This is a genomic window from Paenibacillus sp. 19GGS1-52, from assembly GCF_022369515.1.
Taxonomy (GTDB): Bacteria; Bacillota; Bacilli; order Paenibacillales; family Paenibacillaceae; genus Paenibacillus_AQ.
In genome coordinates, this window is sequence record NZ_CP059724.1 from 163,054 (window position 1) to 182,965 (window position 19,912).

The window sequence follows — 19,912 nt, forward strand, 5'->3', positions numbered from 1 at the left end:
ACTGCAATATTAGTCTTTTATGATCACAAGGTCTTCTCCAAATAACTGGATTGCCTCGTCAATCCAAGGTTCCGTCTTCGCTTCTGGGGTTTCATGCTCATGCTCCAGCCGCAGTTCTTCTGTACCTTGCCGTTCTGCCGACTTCAGAGTAGCCTCATTCCAATCGCGAAGCAACATAGTCACCAGCCTGTAGGGCTTACCAAGACGGGCTGCTAGCACGTGCTCAATCACTTGTCTATTGGCCGGCTTCTCGGTAGTATCCCGATGGATGGTATTCTTAAACGCAACCAGCACTGCATCCTCCATAACCGAAACAGGCTCACCGTCCACAAACCAAGCATGGACCGTTACCTTCTCCTCTTTCACTCCTTGCAGAACAAGGCTCCACTGTTTATAAATATTCGCAAAATCACTATTATCTTTGCCTGCGATGAATTTATCCAGATGGGGTGGCATCTTGGAGGAGGGCATCCGTGGAGCAGAACTCTGAGCCACAGATGATTTCTGGACGACAGCGCTCTCACGCACTCCTCCAGAAATCCCACCGGACTGCAGCGCCTGCTCCAGCTTCTTCTCCAGTGCGGCAATCTGCCTCTTTAGCACGTCCAGTTCTCCCAGATCTACGGTGGAAACGTTGGCTCCCCCAACATCTAGCAATAAACCCGTTGGAGCAGCAGTCAGCGCAGGAGTGACCTCCTGTTGTAAGCTGCAGAGCTTCATTAAAGCCACTTCAAACAGCGTTTGCGGGTGAGTAGCATATTTCATCTCGCCCAGATAACGATTGAGTGTATCCACAATCTCAAACAGCCGTTCACGGGGAAAAGAGGAGGCCATATCACGAAATTCGGCAGGATTCAGCACTCGCTCTGTTAATTGATCCGCTTTCGGCACCATTTTGATCATTAGCAAATCGCGGAAATAATACAAAAGATTCTCAAGACACTTATCGGCACTCTTACCTTCCTGCATAAGCTGCTCAACGAGATCAAGAAGAAGTCCCATGTCGCCTTCAAGGATCGCGGTGGCTAGACGGGCAAACTGCTCCGAGGGGATCCCCCCTGTCATGCCAAGCACCTGCTGATAGGTAACATTTCCGTCAGTAAATGATGATATCTGGTCCAATATACTTACAGCATCACGCATACCGCCATCGGAGAGACGAGCAATGTATTGTAATGCATCAGCATCTGCTGCTATGCCTTCCTTCTCGCAGATTAAGCGTAAACGACCAACCTGCTCCTCCAACGATACTCTGCGAAAATCAAACCGCTGACAGCGGGAAATAATCGTTGCCGGCAATCTATGAGGTTCTGTAGTTGCCAGGATAAACATTACATGTGGCGGCGGTTCCTCAAGCGTCTTCAGCAGGGCATTAAAAGCCTCTGTTGTCAGCATATGCACTTCATCAATAATGTACACTTTACGGCGTACCTCGGTAGGAGCATATTTCACCTTATCCCGCAGGTCGCGAATTTCCTCAACACCCCGGTTCGACGCAGCATCAATCTCCTGTACATCCATTACGTTACCCGCAGTGATCCGCAGACAGGAAGGGCACTCGTTGCAAGGCTCCGGACCCGGGCCGCGTTCACAATTGACCGCTTTGGCCAGTACTTTGGCGGCACTCGTCTTACCAGTCCCACGCGGACCACTAAACAGGTAGGCATGCGAAACCCGCTGTTCACGAATTGCGTTCTGCAGCGTTTGGATAATGTGCTGTTGTCCTACCATGTCTTGAAACGACTGCGGCCGCCAGGCACGGTACAGCGCGATATGTTCCACTATGCATTACCCTCTCTTAGGTTGCCGCTTTCCCGGCGTTTGTCGCTAACTCATTATACTATATTCCCCAGACTTTGACCAAAAACAAAAAGCATCTTCGCTTGTGGCAAAGATGCTATTATAGGCAAACTTATAAACCGTGCACCTGTTATTGATGACTGCGATCCAAGCGGCAACCCTACATGACTGCTCGGGCTAGGCCACCCTCCGGCACAAGAGTAACTTGCTTATGGCTGCTTCCTTCCGGACCTGACCAGGTTCACAAGCACTCATTGCGGAGGACCCAACCGTCAACACAGCCCGTAGGGACCAAGACCTTACATCGACAGCACCGCTAACAGGAATTCAACCTCGCTACAGCGGATTGCGAGTTACAGGGCACCGCTACCTCCCCGTCTAGCACGGCGAAGATAAGTATAGCCTACGGCCGGATAAAAATCAACCGCAGGTCATAATCTCATAGATCCTAAGCGGTTTATGCATTCTGATTAGATGCCATATTTCCTCTTGAATTTATCGACACGGCCACCGGCATCCAGAAATTTATGTCTACCTGTGAAGAATGGATGACAGTTCGAGCAGATCTCCACACGAAGATCCTGTTTGACAGAGCCTGATTCGAAGGTGTTGCCACAAGCGCAGGTCACCATGGTTAGTGTGTACATAGGTTGAATTATTGTTTGCATATTGAATATCCCCTCGTTTGCCCTGAGCCTCATGCGGACTCAGAGTTAATAAATATTTCGATATATTCTAGCACGAAATAATGAAGTGGACAATATGTTGCATTTAAATGTTCACTCTATTTTAGCTATGAACCTGCCCCTGTTTAACGCGGGCTAAACCAACAGGCGGAACATGAGTATAAGAGCCGATTACTACTTCCGGCAGTTCCTCACGAAAAATATCAAGCATGGTCTTCATTCCAAGAATATCGCCTTGTGCTGGTGGAATTAATCCCAGATAACTCTCAGGGTCAATGTTCAAGTTACGCATCTGAATCAGCTTCAAATCGGTACGCCTGACGAATTCAACCATTGCTTCAATCTCTTCTTCGCGATCTGTAACTCCCGGGAATATGAGATAGTTAATCGAAGTGTACACACCCTGTGAGGCAGCATAGATAAGAGATTTCTCTACATTAGCAAGCGTATATCCACGGGGCTTGTAGTACGCATTATAGTGTTCATCAAGAGCGCTAATTGTGCTGACGCGCATCAAATCAAGTCCAGCATCCACAATTCCGCGAATATGATCGTTCAGACCCGCGTTCGTATTGATATTGATATAGCCCATATCTGTCTTGGAGCGCACTTCACGCATGGCTTCAATAATAATCTTGGCTTGCGTAGAGGGTTCACCCTCACAGCCTTGTCCAAAGCTGACTATGGATTCAGGTGTCTTCAAATGCTCCAGCATAATTTGTGAAAGCTCATTGACGGTAGGACGGAAATCCATGCGCGTCTGCGGAGATACGAATCCACTATCGTCAGGTTGTTCCGAAATACAACCGAAGCAGCCCGCATTACACGAAGAGGATACAGGTACTGCACCTTCCCAGCGGCCCAAAAATGTATTGGAGGACGTCAGACATTCATAACCTAACGCACAGTTAGAGAGATGCTCGATTAGGCGATTCTCAGGGTACTTGGCAGTCAACTCACTGACTCCAGCCTCAACATCCTCCCGTGCACAGTTCAGAGGATTCCATTTATCTGGATTATCGGTCAGATCAGCCGCCACATAGAAGCCGCCATCCTTCCACACTACAGCAGAGTACCCAAACAAGGGCAGTTTATACGATTTATCTGTCTTGACATAACCAGGAAGGCACAGGCGGGTAAAGCCCTGCGGTAACAGTGCCCCCACGGCCTGCGAGCCTACTGGCAGTGGCATCATCTCACCCGTTTCCGGATTCATGCCCACTGCCCGCGTACTAGGCAATCCCACTAAAGTGGCACCATCGGGCAACGGTATTAATTCTTCTTCCAGAATTTCAACAATCATGTCTCCGCTGCGGGCTAAGCCGTACAGTTCGGGATGATCATATACGTTTCCTTGCTCGTCAGCATATACCAAATACATGTTAGTCTCCTCTTATTATCGATCTAGGTGATCTAGGTTGTAGGCACCGAAGGCGTTTTGGCTCTTGGCGTCCGACGTGCAGCAGCTGCGCCACTGTTAGAGGTTCCTCCAGCGCTGGCAGTACCCTTCGCGGATTCCTTACCCCCGGCAACATCAAACGACGCCAAAAATTCGGCATTGGTTTGGGTGTCCCGCAATTTTTTGATGAAACCCTCTACAAAATCGTAGGATTCATTCATATTTTTACGAATCATCCAAATGGTTTCTAGTTCATCCTTGCTAAGCAATACTTCTTCACGACGAGTACCCGAACGACGAATATCTATTGCCGGGAAAATACGACGTTCCGCCAGCTTACGGTCTAAATGGAGCTCCATGTTTCCCGTTCCCTTAAATTCTTCATAAATGATATCATCCATACGCGAACCTGTATCGATCAATGCTGTGGCTAGAATCGTTAAACTTCCACCTTCTTCCACATTCCGCGCCGCTCCAAAAAATCGCTTCGGACGATGAAACGCTGCCGGATCAATCCCTCCGCTAAGTGTCCGTCCGGATGGTGGAACTACCAGATTATAGGCACGTGCCAGACGGGTAATGCTATCTAGCAGGATAACAACATCCTTTTTATGCTCGACTAACCGAAGTGCTCGCTGCAGCACAAGTTCCGCTACTTTAATATGATTCTCAGGAAGCTCATCAAACGTCGATGCAACTACTTCGCCTTTTACAGAACGCTGCATATCCGTCACTTCTTCGGGACGTTCATCTATCAGTAATACAAATAGGGCTATCTCAGGATTATTAGTGGCAATGCTGTGGGCAATTTCTTTCAGAAGGAGCGTCTTGCCTGCTTTAGGTGGTGCTACGATCAAACCCCGCTGCCCCAAACCTACAGGAGCGAGCAAATCCATGATTCGAGTTGATAAATTAGTAGGGGATGTTTCAAGTGGCAACTTATCTTGCGGATAAAGAGGTGTCAGCGCTGCAAAATGAAGACGTTCCGCTGCACTAGCTGGATTCTCGCCGTTAACGGCGTTGACCTGAAGCAATCCAAAATACCGTTCATTTTCTTTGGGCGTCCGGCATTTCCCGGATACCAAATCACCGCTTCTGAGATCAAACTTGCGAATTTGAGATGCAGAGATATAGATATCTTCAGTGCTTGGCAAATAATTAATCGGCCTTAGGAATCCGTATCCCTCTGGCAAAATTTCCAGCACGCCTTCCATAAACATAAGCCCACTTTGCTCCGCCTGTGCCCGAAGGATCGCAAAGATTAGCTCCCGTTTCTTCAACTGCCCGTAGTAAGGGATCTGGTATTTCTTGGCCAGCTTATACAAGTCGGTCAGCTTCATTTCTTCCAGATCGGAAATTTGAAGATCCATGTAATAACCACCTATTCAATTTTTATGAGTTCGTCTAGCAATGAATGTCTACCGGGCAAAATATGAGTCTATTAAAATCCTCATTAGAATAGCATTACCCAGATTGGAAGAAGATATGCAGTTCAGCTGCAAATAACATCCCCCAATCTCATAGGGTAACCTTAATTATTCGTTCTCACGCCAAACATCAGCTCCAAGATTACGAAGATTGCTGACCAAGTTGTCATAACCACGGTCAATATACTCTACGCCTGTTACCTCGGTGATTCCTTCTTCTACTGTCAATCCAGCAATTACAAGGGCTGCGCCGGCTCTTAGGTCAGCCGCTTTTACCTTTGCAGCGTTAAGCTTACTGCCTTCAATAATTGCCGATCGCCCTTCAACACGGATCTTGGCGCCCATACGCACCAATTCCGGCACATGCTTGAAACGATTACTGTACACAAAATCACTAAGGACACTAACTCCTTCGGCCTGAGTCAACATACTCGCCATTGGGGATTGCAAATCCGTGGGAAAGCCAGGATAGACCAGCGCCTTTACGTCAGCATGGGCATATTGAGATCTGCCAATCACACGAATGCTCTCATCAAGTTCTTCAATTTCTACGCCCATTTCCAAAAGTTTGGCAGTCAAAGCTTCCAAATGCTTAGGAATTACGTTATCTATCAACACATTACCGCGCGTAGCCGCTGCGGCAATCATATAAGTTCCAGCCTGAATCCGGTCAGGAATGATGGAATGACGGCAGCCGTGCATCTCCGTTACGCCTTCGATCCGGATAGTTTCCGTACCAGCGCCTTTAATAACAGCGCCCATAGAGTTTAATAGGGTAGCTACATCTATAATCTCAGGCTCTTTAGCCGCATTTTCAATAATTGTAGAGCCTTTGGCTCGTGAAGCCGCCAACATAATGTTAATAGTTGCTCCTACGCTGGATACGTCTAAATAGATCTTGGCACCCCGTAATTCTTTTGCGTATAAGTGGATAGAGCCGTGTTCATTGGTAACTGTTGCTCCCAGCGCTTCAAATCCCTTAATGTGCTGGTCGATCGGACGGGGTTCGAAATTACAACCACCAGGAAGTCCTATTGTCGCTTCCTTAAATCTTCCAAGAAGTGCTCCCATCATATAATATGAAGCTCGAAGCTTCTTGACAGGTCCGTTGGGCATTGGGATAGAAACGATACGGGAGGGGTCAATTCTCATCTGACTGCCTGACCAAGCAACACTTGCGCCAAGTTCTTCTAGAATTTCGGAGTATACGGCTACATCGCTAAGGGACGGTAAATTATCAAGAACAACTTCAGATTCGGCTAAAATCGCCGCAGGAATAAGTGCAATTGCACTATTCTTCGCTCCACTGATGGTTACAACGCCCTGCAGCGGACGTCCACCGCCAATCATTAATTTTTCCATAGATTTATCTGGTTCCCCCTACGTGTATTGCAGCTTCTCGACAATACTTGCTGTGGATTTCATTGTGATGAAAATGGAAAGACACCGGCTACGCGGTGCTCTCCACATTAAACTATTCAACTGGGCAGTGTTCCTTCATTTAACCGGACCGCTTGAAAGCGGATATTTATTCCTGAAAGATCAGGATAAATTGCTGCGAAATTAAGAATTGTTGATTCTTTAGTTGGGTATCTTACGCTTGGTTTGTAGAACCGAATTCGCGAATTTTGCCGATAACGGTTTGTTTGATAGCTTCGCGGCCTGGTGCAATAAATACACGTGGGTCATAAGCGTTAGGTTTTGCAGCAAGCACTTCACGAACAGTCTTAGCAAATACGATTTGGTTCTCTGTATTCACGTTGATTTTGGAAGTACCTAGCGAAATTGATTTCTTGATGTCACTGGTAGGGATACCTGTTCCACCGTGAAGTACAAGTGGAAGATTCGTCGCGTTGCAGATTTCTTCCATTTCTTTGAATCCGAGGTTAGGTTCGCCAAGGTATGGTCCGTGTACAGAACCTAGTGCTGGAGCCAAAGTATCAATGCCGGTTTCTTTAACGATTCTGACACAGTCATTCAGATCAGCATACATGATGCCGCCGATAACGTCATCTTCTTGTCCACCAACAGTTCCAACTTCCGCTTCAACAGAAACACCTTTAGCGTGAGCGTAATCAACGACTTTCTTCGTCATTGCGATGTTCTCATCAATTGGGTGATGGGAACCATCGATCATTACGGATGTAAAGCCAGCATCAATTGCGTCCTTACATTTATCAAAGCTTGAACCATGGTCAAGGTGAATGGCTACAGGAACGGTAATTTTCATGTCGTGAATAAGACCTTCTACCATCTTAACAACAGTGTAAAAGCCGCCCATATGACGAGCTGCTCCTTCGGATACGCCAAGGATAACTGGTGACTTCTCTTCTTCTGCGGCACCAAGAATCGCTTGTGTCCACTCCAGGTTGTTGATGTTAAATTGACCAACTGCATATTTTCCTTCAAGTGCTTTGTGTAACATGTCTTTCATAGATACTAATGGCATGGTTTCAATCCTCCTAAGAATGTGTTTACTTATGTTTTAAGCCGACATCACATACAGGCTTATTATAGCACATCCTGTGTCAAATGCTAAATAGGATAAACAAAAAAATGTCCCGGTGGGACGGTATACGACCAGCCCATGCTGCAGGCAGATTCCTCCTCATCACATTTCCTATAATAGGACCGCTCCAAAGAGGAAAATCACACTCTAGCTGCATTGATCGACAGAGTTATTATATAGATGCATATTGACTGCAACCCGCATTTCATCAATGTCGAATGGCTTCGTAAAATGCATTAACGCTCCTAGCTTCGTCGCTTCCTTAATCATGTCCAATTCCCCATAGGCAGTCATCATAATGACTTTAATAGCTGGATTAAGTTCCTTCAGGTGCTTAAGAATCTCCAGACCGTCCATTCCAGGGATTTTCATATCGAGCAGGACCAAGTCAGGGGATTCATTGCGGACAATATCTAATGCCAATTTACCGTTAGCCGCTTGAAATGTGGTATATCCCTCGCTGTTAAATACTTCCATGAGAAGAATCCGGATCCCGTTCTGATCGTCAACAATCAACACTTTCTTTTTCTCCATACAATACCCTCCCAGATTTTCAAGGCAGTTTGACTATACCGCGCTCCACAGCTAACGGCCCCTTTACAACTTTGTCCATACGAAACCTATAATTCGCGCTTTATAGTCAAAATCCTGCTAATCGGATAAATTGGATAAATATATGCCATGAAATGGATTGAGAGTGCGTCGCCGAACAAACGGAGAAACGAGAGCCTCGAAAACCAATAAATTCTAGATGCTGCGTTCACTGAAATTATTAAAAAGAGAGCCTCCAAATGGAGGCTCTTCAAGACCCTTATGGCCTAACTCGTTAGTAGATTACTGTTGCTGGGAATGAGTCAGAGAAGCTTTGACAAATTCACGGAATAATGGCTGCGGACGATTCGGACGGGATGTGAATTCTGGATGGAATTGCACCGAAAGGAACCAAGGATGGCCCGGAAGCTCAACAATTTCAACCAAACGACCATCAGGAGAAGTCCCGGAAAAAACAAGACCTGCTTTTTCCATTTCATCACGGAAGGCATTATTGAACTCATAACGGTGACGATGGCGTTCATAGACCAGTTCGTCATCATAACAAGACATTGCCAACGAATCAGGAAGCAACTTGCATGGATACAGTCCAAGACGCATTGTGCCGCCCATGTCTTCAATATCCTTCTGTTCAGGCAGCAGATCGATTAGTGGGAACGCAGTAGTCGGATCAATCTCCGAGCTGTTTGCCCCTGCCAGCTTTAGAACGGAACGACCGTATTCAATCACAGAAACCTGCATACCTAAGCAAATTCCGAAAAATGGAATGGCTTTCTCACGGGCATAACGAATGGCGGAAATTTTACCTTCAATTCCCCGATCTCCAAAACCACCAGGAACCAAAATTCCATGGGCACCGCTCAGGAGTTCGTCCACATTCTCATCGGTAACATCCTCAGCATGTACCCAGCGAAGCTTAACCTCTGCATTGGCTGCGAAGCCAGCATGTGAAAGTGATTCCACTACACTCAAATAGGCATCATGCAGAGCTACATATTTACCAACAATAGCGATTTCCACTGTGTGCTCCAGCTTTTGAATCCGCTCCAGCATACTTTCCCATTCCCGCATATCCGGTGGAGGTGTAGTAAGCTTCAGATGATTAACAACAATTTCGTCCAGTCCTTCATCACGTAGATTAAGCGGAACTTCGTACAATGTTGAGGCATCACGGCATTCCACAACTGCATTAGCATCAATATCGCAGAACAAAGCGATCTTCGCTTTCATATCTGCAGAGAGCGGGTGCTCTGTACGACATACAATAACATTCGGCTGAATACCAATACTGCGCAGTTCTTTGACACTATGCTGCGTTGGCTTCGTCTTAACCTCTCCCGCAGCCTTGATATAAGGAATCAAGGTTACATGGATGTACATTACATTTTCCCGTCCGATATCACTTTTGATTTGACGGATCGCTTCCAGAAACGGAAGGCTCTCAATATCGCCGACGGTTCCGCCAATTTCAGTGATAACCACATCCGAGCTGGTCTCGCGGCCTGCGCGAAATACACGCTCCTTGATCTCGTTCGTAATGTGTGGGATAACCTGAACGGTTCCGCCTAAATATTCTCCACGCCGTTCCTTACTAATTACTGATGAGTAAATCTTGCCTGTCGTCACGTTGTTATTCTTGGACAGGTTGATGTCAATAAACCGTTCATAATGTCCAAGATCAAGGTCAGTCTCCGCACCGTCATCGGTAACGAATACTTCGCCGTGCTGATAAGGACTCATCGTTCCAGGGTCTACATTAAGATACGGATCAAATTTCTGAATCGTCACCTTTAGACCTCGGTTCTTGAGCAGCCTGCCCAGCGAAGCGGCGGTAATGCCTTTGCCAAGGGAAGACACAACGCCACCCGTTACAAAAATATACTTTGTCACTGTAAAACCCTCCTAAATAAAGTCCAAAAATTCAAGCGACGCATGATGTTTATCGTAACCCGCTTTTCTAACATGAAAACGGGGGAACTCAGAAGTTACTTTAAATCACGGAAAACCGCAGCTTCTTGGCATTTAAAAAAACAAAAAAGTGACACCCGTAGAACCGGGGCACTTTTTATTTTAGAAAACACAATTATTAACTTTCATGATAAGCCCATGCAATAGTTTACTCTGAGGATTCTCCACTGTCAAGGAAGGAATTATACCAGAACAAAGACCGTTCTAATATTAAGCGTTCTCTTCTTCGTCAGCATCCTCATCGGTGCCGTCCTCTGAATCGTCTTCGTCAGTTTCCTCAATGTCCTCGTCATCAATAACGACATCTTCGTCAACTTCTTCTTCGCTATCGTCGTCAGAATAGAGGTCGTCGCGATCATCGTCGATGGCGTCAAAATCCTCTTCGTCAGCAGTATAGCTCTCTTCTTCTTCAGTGAAATCATCATCTTCCAAATCGTCATCTTCATCGTTGATAATGCGGACACGTTTGGTGTTACCAACCGGATCATCCGAACGTTCCAGAGGATACCAGCGTTTCAGTCCCCATAGGTTGGTTCCGACGCAGGCAAAACGCCCATCAATGTTAATCTCGGTATATAACTGGGCAATAGTATCGTTGCTTTGTTGGTCGGTCATACCGCGCAGCTTGGCCACCTCGACCATCAAATCACGGTAATAAAACGGTGTATTAGCCGACTTAAGCACTAAAAAGGCTAAGTCTACCATCGGCATTTCTTTAACTTTCTCAGGATCCAACTTTAAATTGAGTGGCGCACTCATTAAAGGACACTTCCTCTCACACATTGTTCACTTTATGCTTTATTTCAATAATATCCATTAACAAACCTAAGTAAAACCTATTTGCCAACAAATTGCAAGTCAAAAGCAGTAAGTGCAGATAGAAATCCCCCCACGCGACTTAGTCGATGGGGAAAGCCGCCCTGTCATAGGCAAATGCTTATGTAACCGATCAAGAAGAAACGGCTTTGCCGTCCTCTGAAAGAGGCGGCATCCGTTTTTTCGATAAATAAAAGGATAAGTTATCGTGTGAAACATATAAATTCTTATATTTTCAAGAAAGGCGGAGGAAGATCCTCCGCGCATGACTGTATCCACGCCAAGGATCGGCTCCTTACGGGATCTTGCAAAGAGAGTTTTGTTCTCTTCCGTTTATTTTATGTCTTGCACCGTCTTTTGACACGATGGGCAGCCCATTTCGTTAAAAAAGGGCAAGTTCCCATTCGTCCTCCCACCTTTGCTCATACAATATGGCAGCACGGCACCGAGGAGGGACGGCAAAAGACATGGACTATTACGGATTTTGGCAGATGCTGCTTGAAGAAATATCAGCTGCTCCCAAAAATGGTGAGCGACGTATCGTTACCTTCAATGATGCCCGCCAGTATGCCGGAGCGCTGTCACAATGGAAGGCTCTAAAGGCGAAGCGGCCCGGGCTACGGAGGGTGCTAATCTCCCCATTGATACGAGCCTTTTTCGTACCCGCAGCCGGAATGGGAAGGCTGATGAATAGATTCGCGGACGTGCTATGTATCGAAGAGGATATACGAATACAAATACATGCTGCACCTGGGGAAAAGAGCGGAACAGCTATCATGCCGTGGGGAGTGAAAGCGATTCATGCACCCCAGGCCTGGTCCCGATCAACAGGCGTTCATGTCAAAATAGGTGTAATCGACACGGGTGCGGATTACCGTCATCCAGACTTGCGACATTCGCTTGCCTCTGGAGTAAATCTTCTGCACCGCGGCATGCTGCCGCTTGATGATAACGGACACGGCACCCATATCGCTGGAACACTCGCAGCAGCAGGAGGGACGCGGGGGATGATGGGCGTAGCTCCACGGGCACTGCTCTATCCGGTTAAAGCTTTTGATCATAGCGGCTCTGCCTATGTATCAGACATCGTCCTCGGCATCGATTGGTGTGTACAAAACAGGATCGATATCATCAATATGAGCTTTGGAATGAAAACAAGAAGCAAGGCACTACACGATGTTGTCATCAAAGCCTATCGTGCCGGAATTGCCATCGTTGCCTCCTCCGGCAACGACGGTAAACGCGGCGGGGACTATCCTGCACGTTACCCAGAGACTATTGCTGTTGGAGCCGTAGATAAAAGACATCGTGTAGCCAGCTTCAGCAACCGCGGTCCATATATCGATGTATACGGACCAGGCGAAAGCATTCCCTCCTGCTGGCTAAGGGAGGGCTATAAGGAGATGAGCGGCACCTCCATGGCGACCTCTCACGTTACGGGAGCTGCTGCCCTGTTGCTCGGCCTGCGACCAGAGCTCACACCAAGGGAGCTGAAGCTGCTGCTACGCCGCAGCTCATCACCGGTGCTGCTGCGCAAGGGGCAGCGCCGCGCCTCCTTGGGCGGCGGCGCGGCGGATGCCTTGCGCCTGCTGAGAGCAGGAGCAAGGGCCAAGCGGCGTTCCTCCGCGAACGTGTAAACTCCGGCGTAAGCAGGGTCTTTCTGTCCCGGCGAACAACGCCGGGACAATTTAAAATCCGCCCTCCGGAAACCGGAAGGCGGATTTATTATTCTGGCAATATGGATTACATACGGTCAGGAGCAGATACACCGATAAGACGCAGAACATTGGCAATTGCAGTACGTGTGGCACCCAGCAAGGCAAGACGTGCTACGGTCTGAGCAGCATCCTCAGTAATTACGCGCTCTGCTTTGTAATAGCTATGGAAAAGCGCAGACAGATCGTAAACGTAACGAACCAGGCGATGCGGTGCATAACCTTCAGCTGCGATAGCGATTTCTGATGGCAGTTCGCCGATTTTGCGCAATAGGTCATATTCATGAACAGCGGTCAGCTTGGTGAAATCAAGCTCAGAGTAATCCGGCAACGTTATACCTTGCTCCTCTGCCTGACGGAAGATGCTGCAGATACGCGCGTGCGCATACTGAACATAGAATACAGGATTCTCATTGGAGGTGGAAATGGCCAGATCCATATCAAAGTCAAGATGGGAATCCATGCTGCGCATGGTGAAGAAGTAGCGCATCGCATCAAGGCCGACTTCCTCCATCAAATCCTCCATAGTCACTGCTTTACCCGTTCGCTTGGACATCTTGACCTTCTCACCATTCTGAAACAGACTGACCATCTGGGCGATTAATACAACCAGCTTGTCAGGATCGTTACCGAGCGCGGACATGGCTGCTTTCATTCGTGGGATATAGCCGTGGTGATCAGCACCCCATATATTAATCATTCTATCGTAGCCACGACCATATTTATCGCTGTGATACGCAATGTCTGGTGTGAGATAAGTGTAAGTTCCATCATTCTTGATCAGCACACGGTCTTTATCATCACCGTATTTGGTCGTCTGCAGCCAGGTTGCACCATCCTGCTCGTACACTTCTCCACGTTCACGCAGCTCATCGAGTGAACGAAGTACCTCTCCGTTCTCATAAAGTGAGGTTTCACTGAACCAAATATCGAAGGAGACGCGAAAAAGACCTAGATCTCGCTTGATTTTGTCGAGCTCTTTGTTCAGTCCATAGGTACGGAAGAATGCCGCACGATCGCCTGGAGTCATCGCAAGTAAGGTTTCGCCTTTCTCCGCTACAAGTTCTCTGGCAAAACCCTTGATATCTTCGCCATGGTAACCATCTTCAGGCATCTCTGCCGGCTGTCCTAATTCCTGTAAATAACGGGTCTCGATCGACTTGCACAGATTGGCGACCTGGTTCCCTGCGTCGTTAATATAATACTCACGCGTCACTTTATAACCTGCAAAGTCCAGAACATTGCAGAGTACATCCCCAACAGCGGCACCGCGGGCGTGGCCTAGATGCAGGCTGCCTGTTGGATTGGCACTGACAAATTCCACCTCAACCTTTTGTCCGTGGCCTATATCCACTCGGCCGTAATCTTCACCCTGCTCAGCAACCCGGTTGATCACAGGGTACAAGTAATGCTTGGACAGCGTAAAGTTGATGAAACCCGGTCCGGCGATTTCTGCTTTTTCAATAGTAGCACCGCTGGTATCCAAATGCTCTATAATAGCTTCGGCAATTTGGCGTGGATTACGCTTGGCAATTTTGGTAAGCTGCATGGCGGCATTAGTAGCCAAATCACCATGAGCCTTGTCCTTTGGCACTTCCAGCACGATTGCCGGAAGCTCTTCGCGTGTTACCAAACCGGCAGCAACTACTGCATCAGCGATAACTTCCCTCACCCGTTCATTAATAAGCTCTAACGGATCTTTACTATGTGTCATAATTTAATTTCCTCCTGTATATGCAAACTGATAGCGAACTGACCTGACAACTCCTCGTATACATACAAATCATAATCCCATGCAACTGTCAGGGAGCGTCCATCACGCACAATTTCCAGTTTTCGGGTTTCTGTAGAAAGGTTAAACTGTGTGTAAGCTGAACGATAATAACCCGGCAAGCGGTGACCCGATTGAAAAGTCTGCTCGGATTGTACAGCGCCATGACGGATCAGCTTTAGTTCACTACCTGCAATCTTTATAGTTGTTCGAACAGAACTGTCTTCTCCTTGAGGCCCCTGCTCTGTTTCCTCATACCGAATGTACAGCTGTGATCCTTTGGTTATTACCTCTCCGGCCACATTTAAGACTTGCTGTTGTCCATCCTGATGGCTCACGAGTGTAACGGAAACGCGATATTTATCAGGCTTTATTTCAGGTATCATACGTCCCTCCATTCTGCATACCTCTGCACAAGAAGAAACAGCGTTGCGGAAGTTTATACTTTCTTACTCTTTGACCAAAGGCATATTTGCTTTCCCATTGTACACTATATCCAGTTCAAGAGAGCAATTCAATCCCAATTAGCAGTTAAGGGACGGTTATAGTGGGAGTAGATTAATTCTGCCAGGTACCCGCAGTCGATCTACCATAGACCTCCAAGCTTTAATAAAAAGGATTATGCCACTCCATAAGCGCTACATAGTGGCAAGATTCCTCGTTCACAAGAAAATTCACGATAATGCCTAATGGAATTCGCCCGCAGCGCACTTCTTATTTTAGAATATAAAAATGCATATAGTATATGAAATTTTACCATATAGATGTTTAAATTCACACAGGGTAAACCGCAAAAAGAGCTGCTTGTGAATAAGGAACTTGTGTCCCTTTAGCAGCCCTTTTGTAATTCCTTTACCTTTTTTACTGATTCGTTGCCTTAAAGGTAAACCTAAGCTTCCAAGTTGCTCCGCCGTCCTCGGTAATATAAAGGGAAGAATTCTCGTACCCTTTGGCGGCGAGCCAGCCTTCCTTGTCGCTGGTGAAGGAGATTACACCCTCATAGCCGACAATGGCAGGCAGATTGGTCCACTGCTTGCCGCCGTTATATGAACGTCCAACTGCAACCTTCTCCCCTGCTGGTGAGAAACCAACCAGAAAAGCTGTGTTGCTTCCAACCAGCTCCAGATTCCCCGGTTTGCCAGATGCGGGTCCAGACTTGAACTGAGCCGATCCGCTGCCCGGTGCTGGACCGCCACCAGCCGTCTCCTCAGCGATCACACGATTCCAGCTACCACCCATGTTCGCGCTGGCATACAGTGAATACGATGTCTGTGACATACCCGAGCCTCCATACAGTACTGCATATACCTGATTACCCTTCGCATAGACTTGCCCAAACTCAGGGTCAGTAAAGTTTGCCTTCAGCGAAAGATGCCAAGTAGCCCCACCATCCGCTGTCTTCATCACCCGGTAGCCGGTTCCTGGCACTATCACAACTGCCCAGCCTGTGTTACGGCTACTGAAATATGCGCCCCGTGTATTGGCTGGAGTCGGAATTCGGCTCCAGCTTAGACCTGCATCCTTGGTGTAATATGTTGAAGCCCGATTATACCCGAAGCCGTTCTTGCTATCCATAAAGTCAATTTTTTCAAAGCTCACGGCCTTGTTGGTCAGCCGTTTCCAGGTAGAACCACCATCCAGAGTGCGAATTAAATATTGGGCCTGCCCATCTCCCGCGGAAGCAAGCGCCCAGCCGTGTACATTATCGGGGAAGTCCATCTGCGCAAAGCTCCATTGCCCTTGATAAATCTCCTGAAAATGGCAGCCTCCATCTGAGGTTCCGATCATAAAACCGTTGCCTGCGGCTCGGCCTATATCAGCGTTTAGAAACTGAATAGCGGAAAAGCTTAACGGCGAGTTCCCGTCTCCTGAATGCTTGTCCTGCAATCCCTGCAGCAATCCATGATCACCGCTGCCGCAAGCCGGAACAGCTGCATTGGCTGCCTGTGCGGTCGAAGCCACTGTTCCCCAGCCTGAAAATGCGAGAAGACCCGCCGAGAGGAGAACTAATATTGTTTTAAACATTTTTTGCGCCCAATTCATGATGGCACCTCCTAGTATATTTATACCCGTTCTAAGAATCACTACTCAGTTATACCTTTCGGAGTACTAGTATATCTACCGTCAACAGTCTCAGAACGGAAACAATTTTTTTACCAGTCCGCAAAATCGTCCGTATGAATATCCTTACTCTTCCTTCCCCATAATGAAGGTGAAGAGATTATTCCCAACTTTCGGCAAGAATTATATACATCAATAATCTGTTTCTAGAAAGCAAGAAAGGAGCTTGTGCCATGCCGCGTGATTCCGCTAATCCACCGGTACGCAAACGCCGCCTACGCCTTATGCTCCGGCTACTGGCCGCTATGACTGTCCTACTACTATTGGCTGCCGGAACTCTATTGGGTTACCTATATCAGAAAGAGCTTCCTCCAATTGGAGATGATATCCGCTCCAAAATGCTCGACTCCAGGGGCAACGTATTAGCCACTTTCTCTACTGATGGGCGCAGTCGTGATCCGGTGGAGTTGAGCCAAATTTCCCCGCTGCTCATTCAAGCTACACTGGCAGTGGAGGATCGTAAATTCTATGATCATGCCGGCTTTGACCTGCTTGGGATGGGGCGAGCCGTGCTCGTTAATCTGGAAGAAGGCAATCGCACACAGGGGGCCAGCACATTAACCCAGCAACTTGCACGGAATCTTTATCTCTCTCACGAGAAGACGTGGACACGCAAAGCCAAGGAAGCCGTATACACCCTGCAGCTTGAGATGAAATACACCAAGGATGAAATTCTAAACATGTATTTAAATGAAATTTATTACGGTCATGGGGCCTACGGTATTGAGGCCGCGTCTCGGATGTATTTCGGCAAAGCCGCAGCAGACTTAGACCTTGCCGAGAGCGCCATGCTGGCCGGCATTCCAAAAGGGCCTACCCTCTATTCGCCCTATAACCATATGGATAATGCCAAAAAGCGCCAAGGACTCATCCTGTCCGTCATGGCTGATCTGGGTGAGATTACACAATCGGCAGCGAAAAAGGCCGCACAGGAGAATTTGAAATTCAAGCCACAAGGAGAAAAAGATACTATCGTTACTGCACCCTATTTCCGTGATTATATACGCAATCTTGCAATAGATTCACTGCACATCAGCAGTGATGAGCTGGATCAGGGGGGACTGAAGGTTTACACCACCCTCGATCCCGATATGCAGCAGGCTGCGGAAACCGCTGTCGAACAAGGAATGGATTCGAGCAGTGAACTGGAGACGGCGCTCGTATCCATAGATCCCCGTACCGGCTATATCAAAGCAATGGTCGGTGGTACCAATTATCGGACTAACCAGTTCAATCATGCTCTCGCGACAACACGCCAGCCAGGTTCATCCTTCAAGCCAATCATGTATTTGACCGCTCTCTCTTCCAAAGCGATGACTGGCCTCTCCGTCTTCAATAGCGAGCCGACACTTTTCCACTACGATAACAACCGCAAAACCTATCAGCCCAAAAACTTTGGCGACAAATATCTCGGTGAGATCAATATGCGCCAAGCTATAGCGGCTTCTGACAATATCTATGCCGTCAATACAATTATGAAGGTTGGTGCAGAGAAAGTAGCTGCAATGGCTGCCAAAATGGGAATCGACAGCCCACTTCAGAGCGTGCCCTCACTAGCGCTTGGCACCTCTCCGGTTAGTCCGCTGGAAATGGCCGCAGCCTTTGCCGTGATCGGGGACGGAGGGGTGAAGATGCCCACTACCGCTATCCTGAAGATCACGGATGCCAAGGACAATATTCTATATGAAGCTCCGCAATTGCATGGAGAAACTGTCGTCGAGCCTGCAGCTGCCTACGTGTTAACTCGGCTAATGGAAGGTGTATTCGAATCGGGGGGGACAGGTAACCGTGTAGCCTCTATAATCAAGCGTCCGGTCGCTGGTAAGACTGGCACTACCGACACCGACGGCTGGATGGTCGGCTTTACACCTGAGCTCTCCACCGCAGTCTGGGTGGGTTATGACAAAGGGCGGGATATTGCCACAACTGATGGACGGCGGGCAGCCCCTATTTTTGCCCAGTTTACTGAAAAGGCGCTGGAGAGTATTCCGCCCAAAATTTTCCCAATACCTGACGGCGTCGTCAGTGTGTATATCAATCCGCAATCCGGAAAACTGGCTTCGGCAGCTTGCCCTACGAAAGAGCTGGAGACTTTTATCAGCGGCACAGAACCTACCGAATACTGCGATCAGCATGGCGAAGACGGGAGTTCTGATCCTGCTGCCGAGGGCTCCCAAGACATAACAGCTCCACTTAAGGAGGATCATTCCTTATGGAATGATATTAAACGGTGGTGGATGAATTAGCCTTAGTTACAACCAGTAAGCTGATAGAGCTAAGATAAGAGCGCTTAGACATTCCTCTGCTAATTAAATAGTTCTAACCGCGTTTCGGTAGTACAAAATTCGGTTAAAAAGAAAAGAACCCCATCAAACCTCTCCGTTCTTAGTTTTTCGAACGGAGAGGTTTTTATTGAATATAAAGCTCAAGCTACATCAGTTTGGCTATCAACGGTTAAACGCGTCTGGGCATATCACAACGCAATTTAGATACCATTCAATGAATACGCTTTCTTGTTCTCTAATATTACAATTACTGTTATAATAATAGATATTCACCAAAAATATATGATTAAATGAGGGACATGGGATGAAAGATACAGGCATGATCCGGAGTTTAGACAGTCTTGGCAGAATTGTAGTTCCCGTAGAAATTAGGATGACACGTAATATCGACATTGGGGATCCTATCGAATTTTTTATTTTAAACGAGAATGTTATTGTACTAAGGAAGTACACCTCCACCGAATGTACATTTTGCAGAAGCCTTGAGCAGGTAACCTATTATAAAGATCAATTTATTTGCAGCGATTGTCTGAAAGAACTTGGCAATCCGGAACGAAGCGTTCAAGAGTCAGAACCACTCCAAGATGGTTCACAGGAGTCCGCTGTACATAACAACAGCATCCGACGGACAAAGACTGAAGAAATGAACCAACGCCTGCAACAAGCCATTGTAGATCATCCCTTTGCCAATCAGAAAGGGCTTGCTGAAATACTGGGTATTAGCCAGGCAAGAGTGAGCCAGCTTAAACGCAAATTTAGTTCTGCCAGCAAATAATAAAGTTGTTTGTACTATAAGAAAAAGGCTTCGCCCTCCTGAGACAGGAAAGGCGAAGCCTTTTTTCTTATATGCTTATATTGTCCCT

15 protein-coding genes and 1 other RNA gene are annotated in these 19,912 nt (G+C 47.3%); 3 read left to right on the plus strand and 13 right to left on the minus strand.

The genetic code is table 11. From position 1 onward, the window contains the following. Positions 1–9 precede the first annotated feature (9 nt). The 10 genes from dnaX to rpoE all read right to left on the minus strand — a co-directional run bounded on the left by dnaX (position 10) and on the right by rpoE (position 11,100). Positions 10–1,782: a DNA polymerase III subunit gamma/tau gene (dnaX, locus tag H1230_RS00770; RefSeq protein WP_239713799.1), complete on the minus strand. Its 1,773-nt coding sequence runs from the start codon at positions 1,780–1,782 to the stop codon at positions 10–12. A gap of 137 nt (positions 1,783–1,919) precedes the next feature. Beyond that, positions 1,920–2,187: signal recognition particle sRNA large type (gene ffs, locus H1230_RS00775), an RNA gene on the minus strand. A gap of 83 nt (positions 2,188–2,270) precedes the next feature. Next, positions 2,271–2,468 (minus strand): 50S ribosomal protein L31, encoded by a 198-nt coding sequence (gene rpmE / locus H1230_RS00780; protein ID WP_239713800.1) that lies wholly within the window; start codon positions 2,466–2,468, stop codon positions 2,271–2,273. A 121-nt stretch (positions 2,469–2,589) separates the two neighbouring features. Then, positions 2,590–3,867: a radical SAM family protein gene (locus H1230_RS00785; protein ID WP_239713801.1), complete on the minus strand. Its 1,278-nt coding sequence runs from the start codon at positions 3,865–3,867 to the stop codon at positions 2,590–2,592. Between the two features lie 32 nt (positions 3,868–3,899). Next, on the minus strand, positions 3,900–5,255 hold the full coding sequence (rho, locus tag H1230_RS00790) for a transcription termination factor Rho (RefSeq protein WP_239713802.1): 1,356 nt from the start codon (positions 5,253–5,255) through the stop codon (positions 3,900–3,902). A 165-nt stretch (positions 5,256–5,420) separates the two neighbouring features. Further along, complete coding sequence (locus H1230_RS00795; protein WP_239713803.1) at positions 5,421–6,674, minus strand: UDP-N-acetylglucosamine 1-carboxyvinyltransferase; 1,254 nt, start codon at positions 6,672–6,674, stop codon at positions 5,421–5,423. Positions 6,675–6,906: 232 nt separating this feature from the next. Further along, a complete protein-coding gene (fba, locus tag H1230_RS00800; RefSeq protein WP_239713804.1) occupies positions 6,907–7,761 on the minus strand; it encodes a class II fructose-1,6-bisphosphate aldolase in 855 nt (284 codons plus the stop codon). A 207-nt stretch (positions 7,762–7,968) separates the two neighbouring features. After that, positions 7,969–8,355: a response regulator gene (locus tag H1230_RS00805; protein ID WP_154122815.1), complete on the minus strand. Its 387-nt coding sequence runs from the start codon at positions 8,353–8,355 to the stop codon at positions 7,969–7,971. 300 nt (positions 8,356–8,655) lie between these two features. Beyond that, the gene (locus H1230_RS00810; RefSeq protein WP_239713805.1) at positions 8,656–10,263 is read right to left on the minus strand and encodes a CTP synthase; all 1,608 of its coding nucleotides are present in this window, start codon (positions 10,261–10,263) and stop codon (positions 8,656–8,658) included. Between the two features lie 288 nt (positions 10,264–10,551). Then, on the minus strand, positions 10,552–11,100 hold the full coding sequence (gene rpoE, locus H1230_RS00815) for a DNA-directed RNA polymerase subunit delta (protein WP_239713806.1): 549 nt from the start codon (positions 11,098–11,100) through the stop codon (positions 10,552–10,554). A gap of 524 nt (positions 11,101–11,624) precedes the next feature. Here rpoE and H1230_RS00820 point away from each other — a divergent pair. Continuing rightward, complete coding sequence (locus H1230_RS00820) at positions 11,625–12,794, plus strand: S8 family peptidase (RefSeq protein WP_239713807.1); 1,170 nt, start codon at positions 11,625–11,627, stop codon at positions 12,792–12,794. Between the two features lie 106 nt (positions 12,795–12,900). Here H1230_RS00820 and argS read toward each other — a convergent pair whose 3' ends face one another. The 3 genes from argS to H1230_RS00840 all read right to left on the minus strand — a co-directional run bounded on the left by argS (position 12,901) and on the right by H1230_RS00840 (position 16,686). Beyond that, entirely contained in the window at positions 12,901–14,586 is a 1,686-nt protein-coding gene (gene argS / locus H1230_RS00825) for an arginine--tRNA ligase (RefSeq protein WP_239713808.1), read from the minus strand. Further along, positions 14,583–15,029, minus strand: a complete 447-nt coding sequence (locus H1230_RS00830) for a YwiB family protein (RefSeq protein ID WP_239713809.1) — start codon at positions 15,027–15,029, stop codon at positions 14,583–14,585. The genes argS and H1230_RS00830 overlap by 4 nt, the downstream gene beginning before the upstream one ends. Positions 15,030–15,504: 475 nt before the next feature. Continuing rightward, positions 15,505–16,686, minus strand: a complete 1,182-nt coding sequence (locus H1230_RS00840; RefSeq protein ID WP_239713810.1) for a WD40/YVTN/BNR-like repeat-containing protein — start codon at positions 16,684–16,686, stop codon at positions 15,505–15,507. Positions 16,687–16,937: 251 nt separating this feature from the next. Between H1230_RS00840 and H1230_RS00845 the strand changes: the two genes are divergently transcribed. Both H1230_RS00845 and H1230_RS00850 read left to right on the plus strand, forming a co-directional pair. After that, complete coding sequence (locus H1230_RS00845) at positions 16,938–19,010, plus strand: transglycosylase domain-containing protein (RefSeq protein WP_239713811.1); 2,073 nt, start codon at positions 16,938–16,940, stop codon at positions 19,008–19,010. A gap of 343 nt (positions 19,011–19,353) precedes the next feature. Beyond that, positions 19,354–19,824 (plus strand): AbrB/MazE/SpoVT family DNA-binding domain-containing protein, encoded by a 471-nt coding sequence (locus H1230_RS00850; protein WP_239713812.1) that lies wholly within the window; start codon positions 19,354–19,356, stop codon positions 19,822–19,824. Positions 19,825–19,912: the final 88 nt, after the last annotated feature.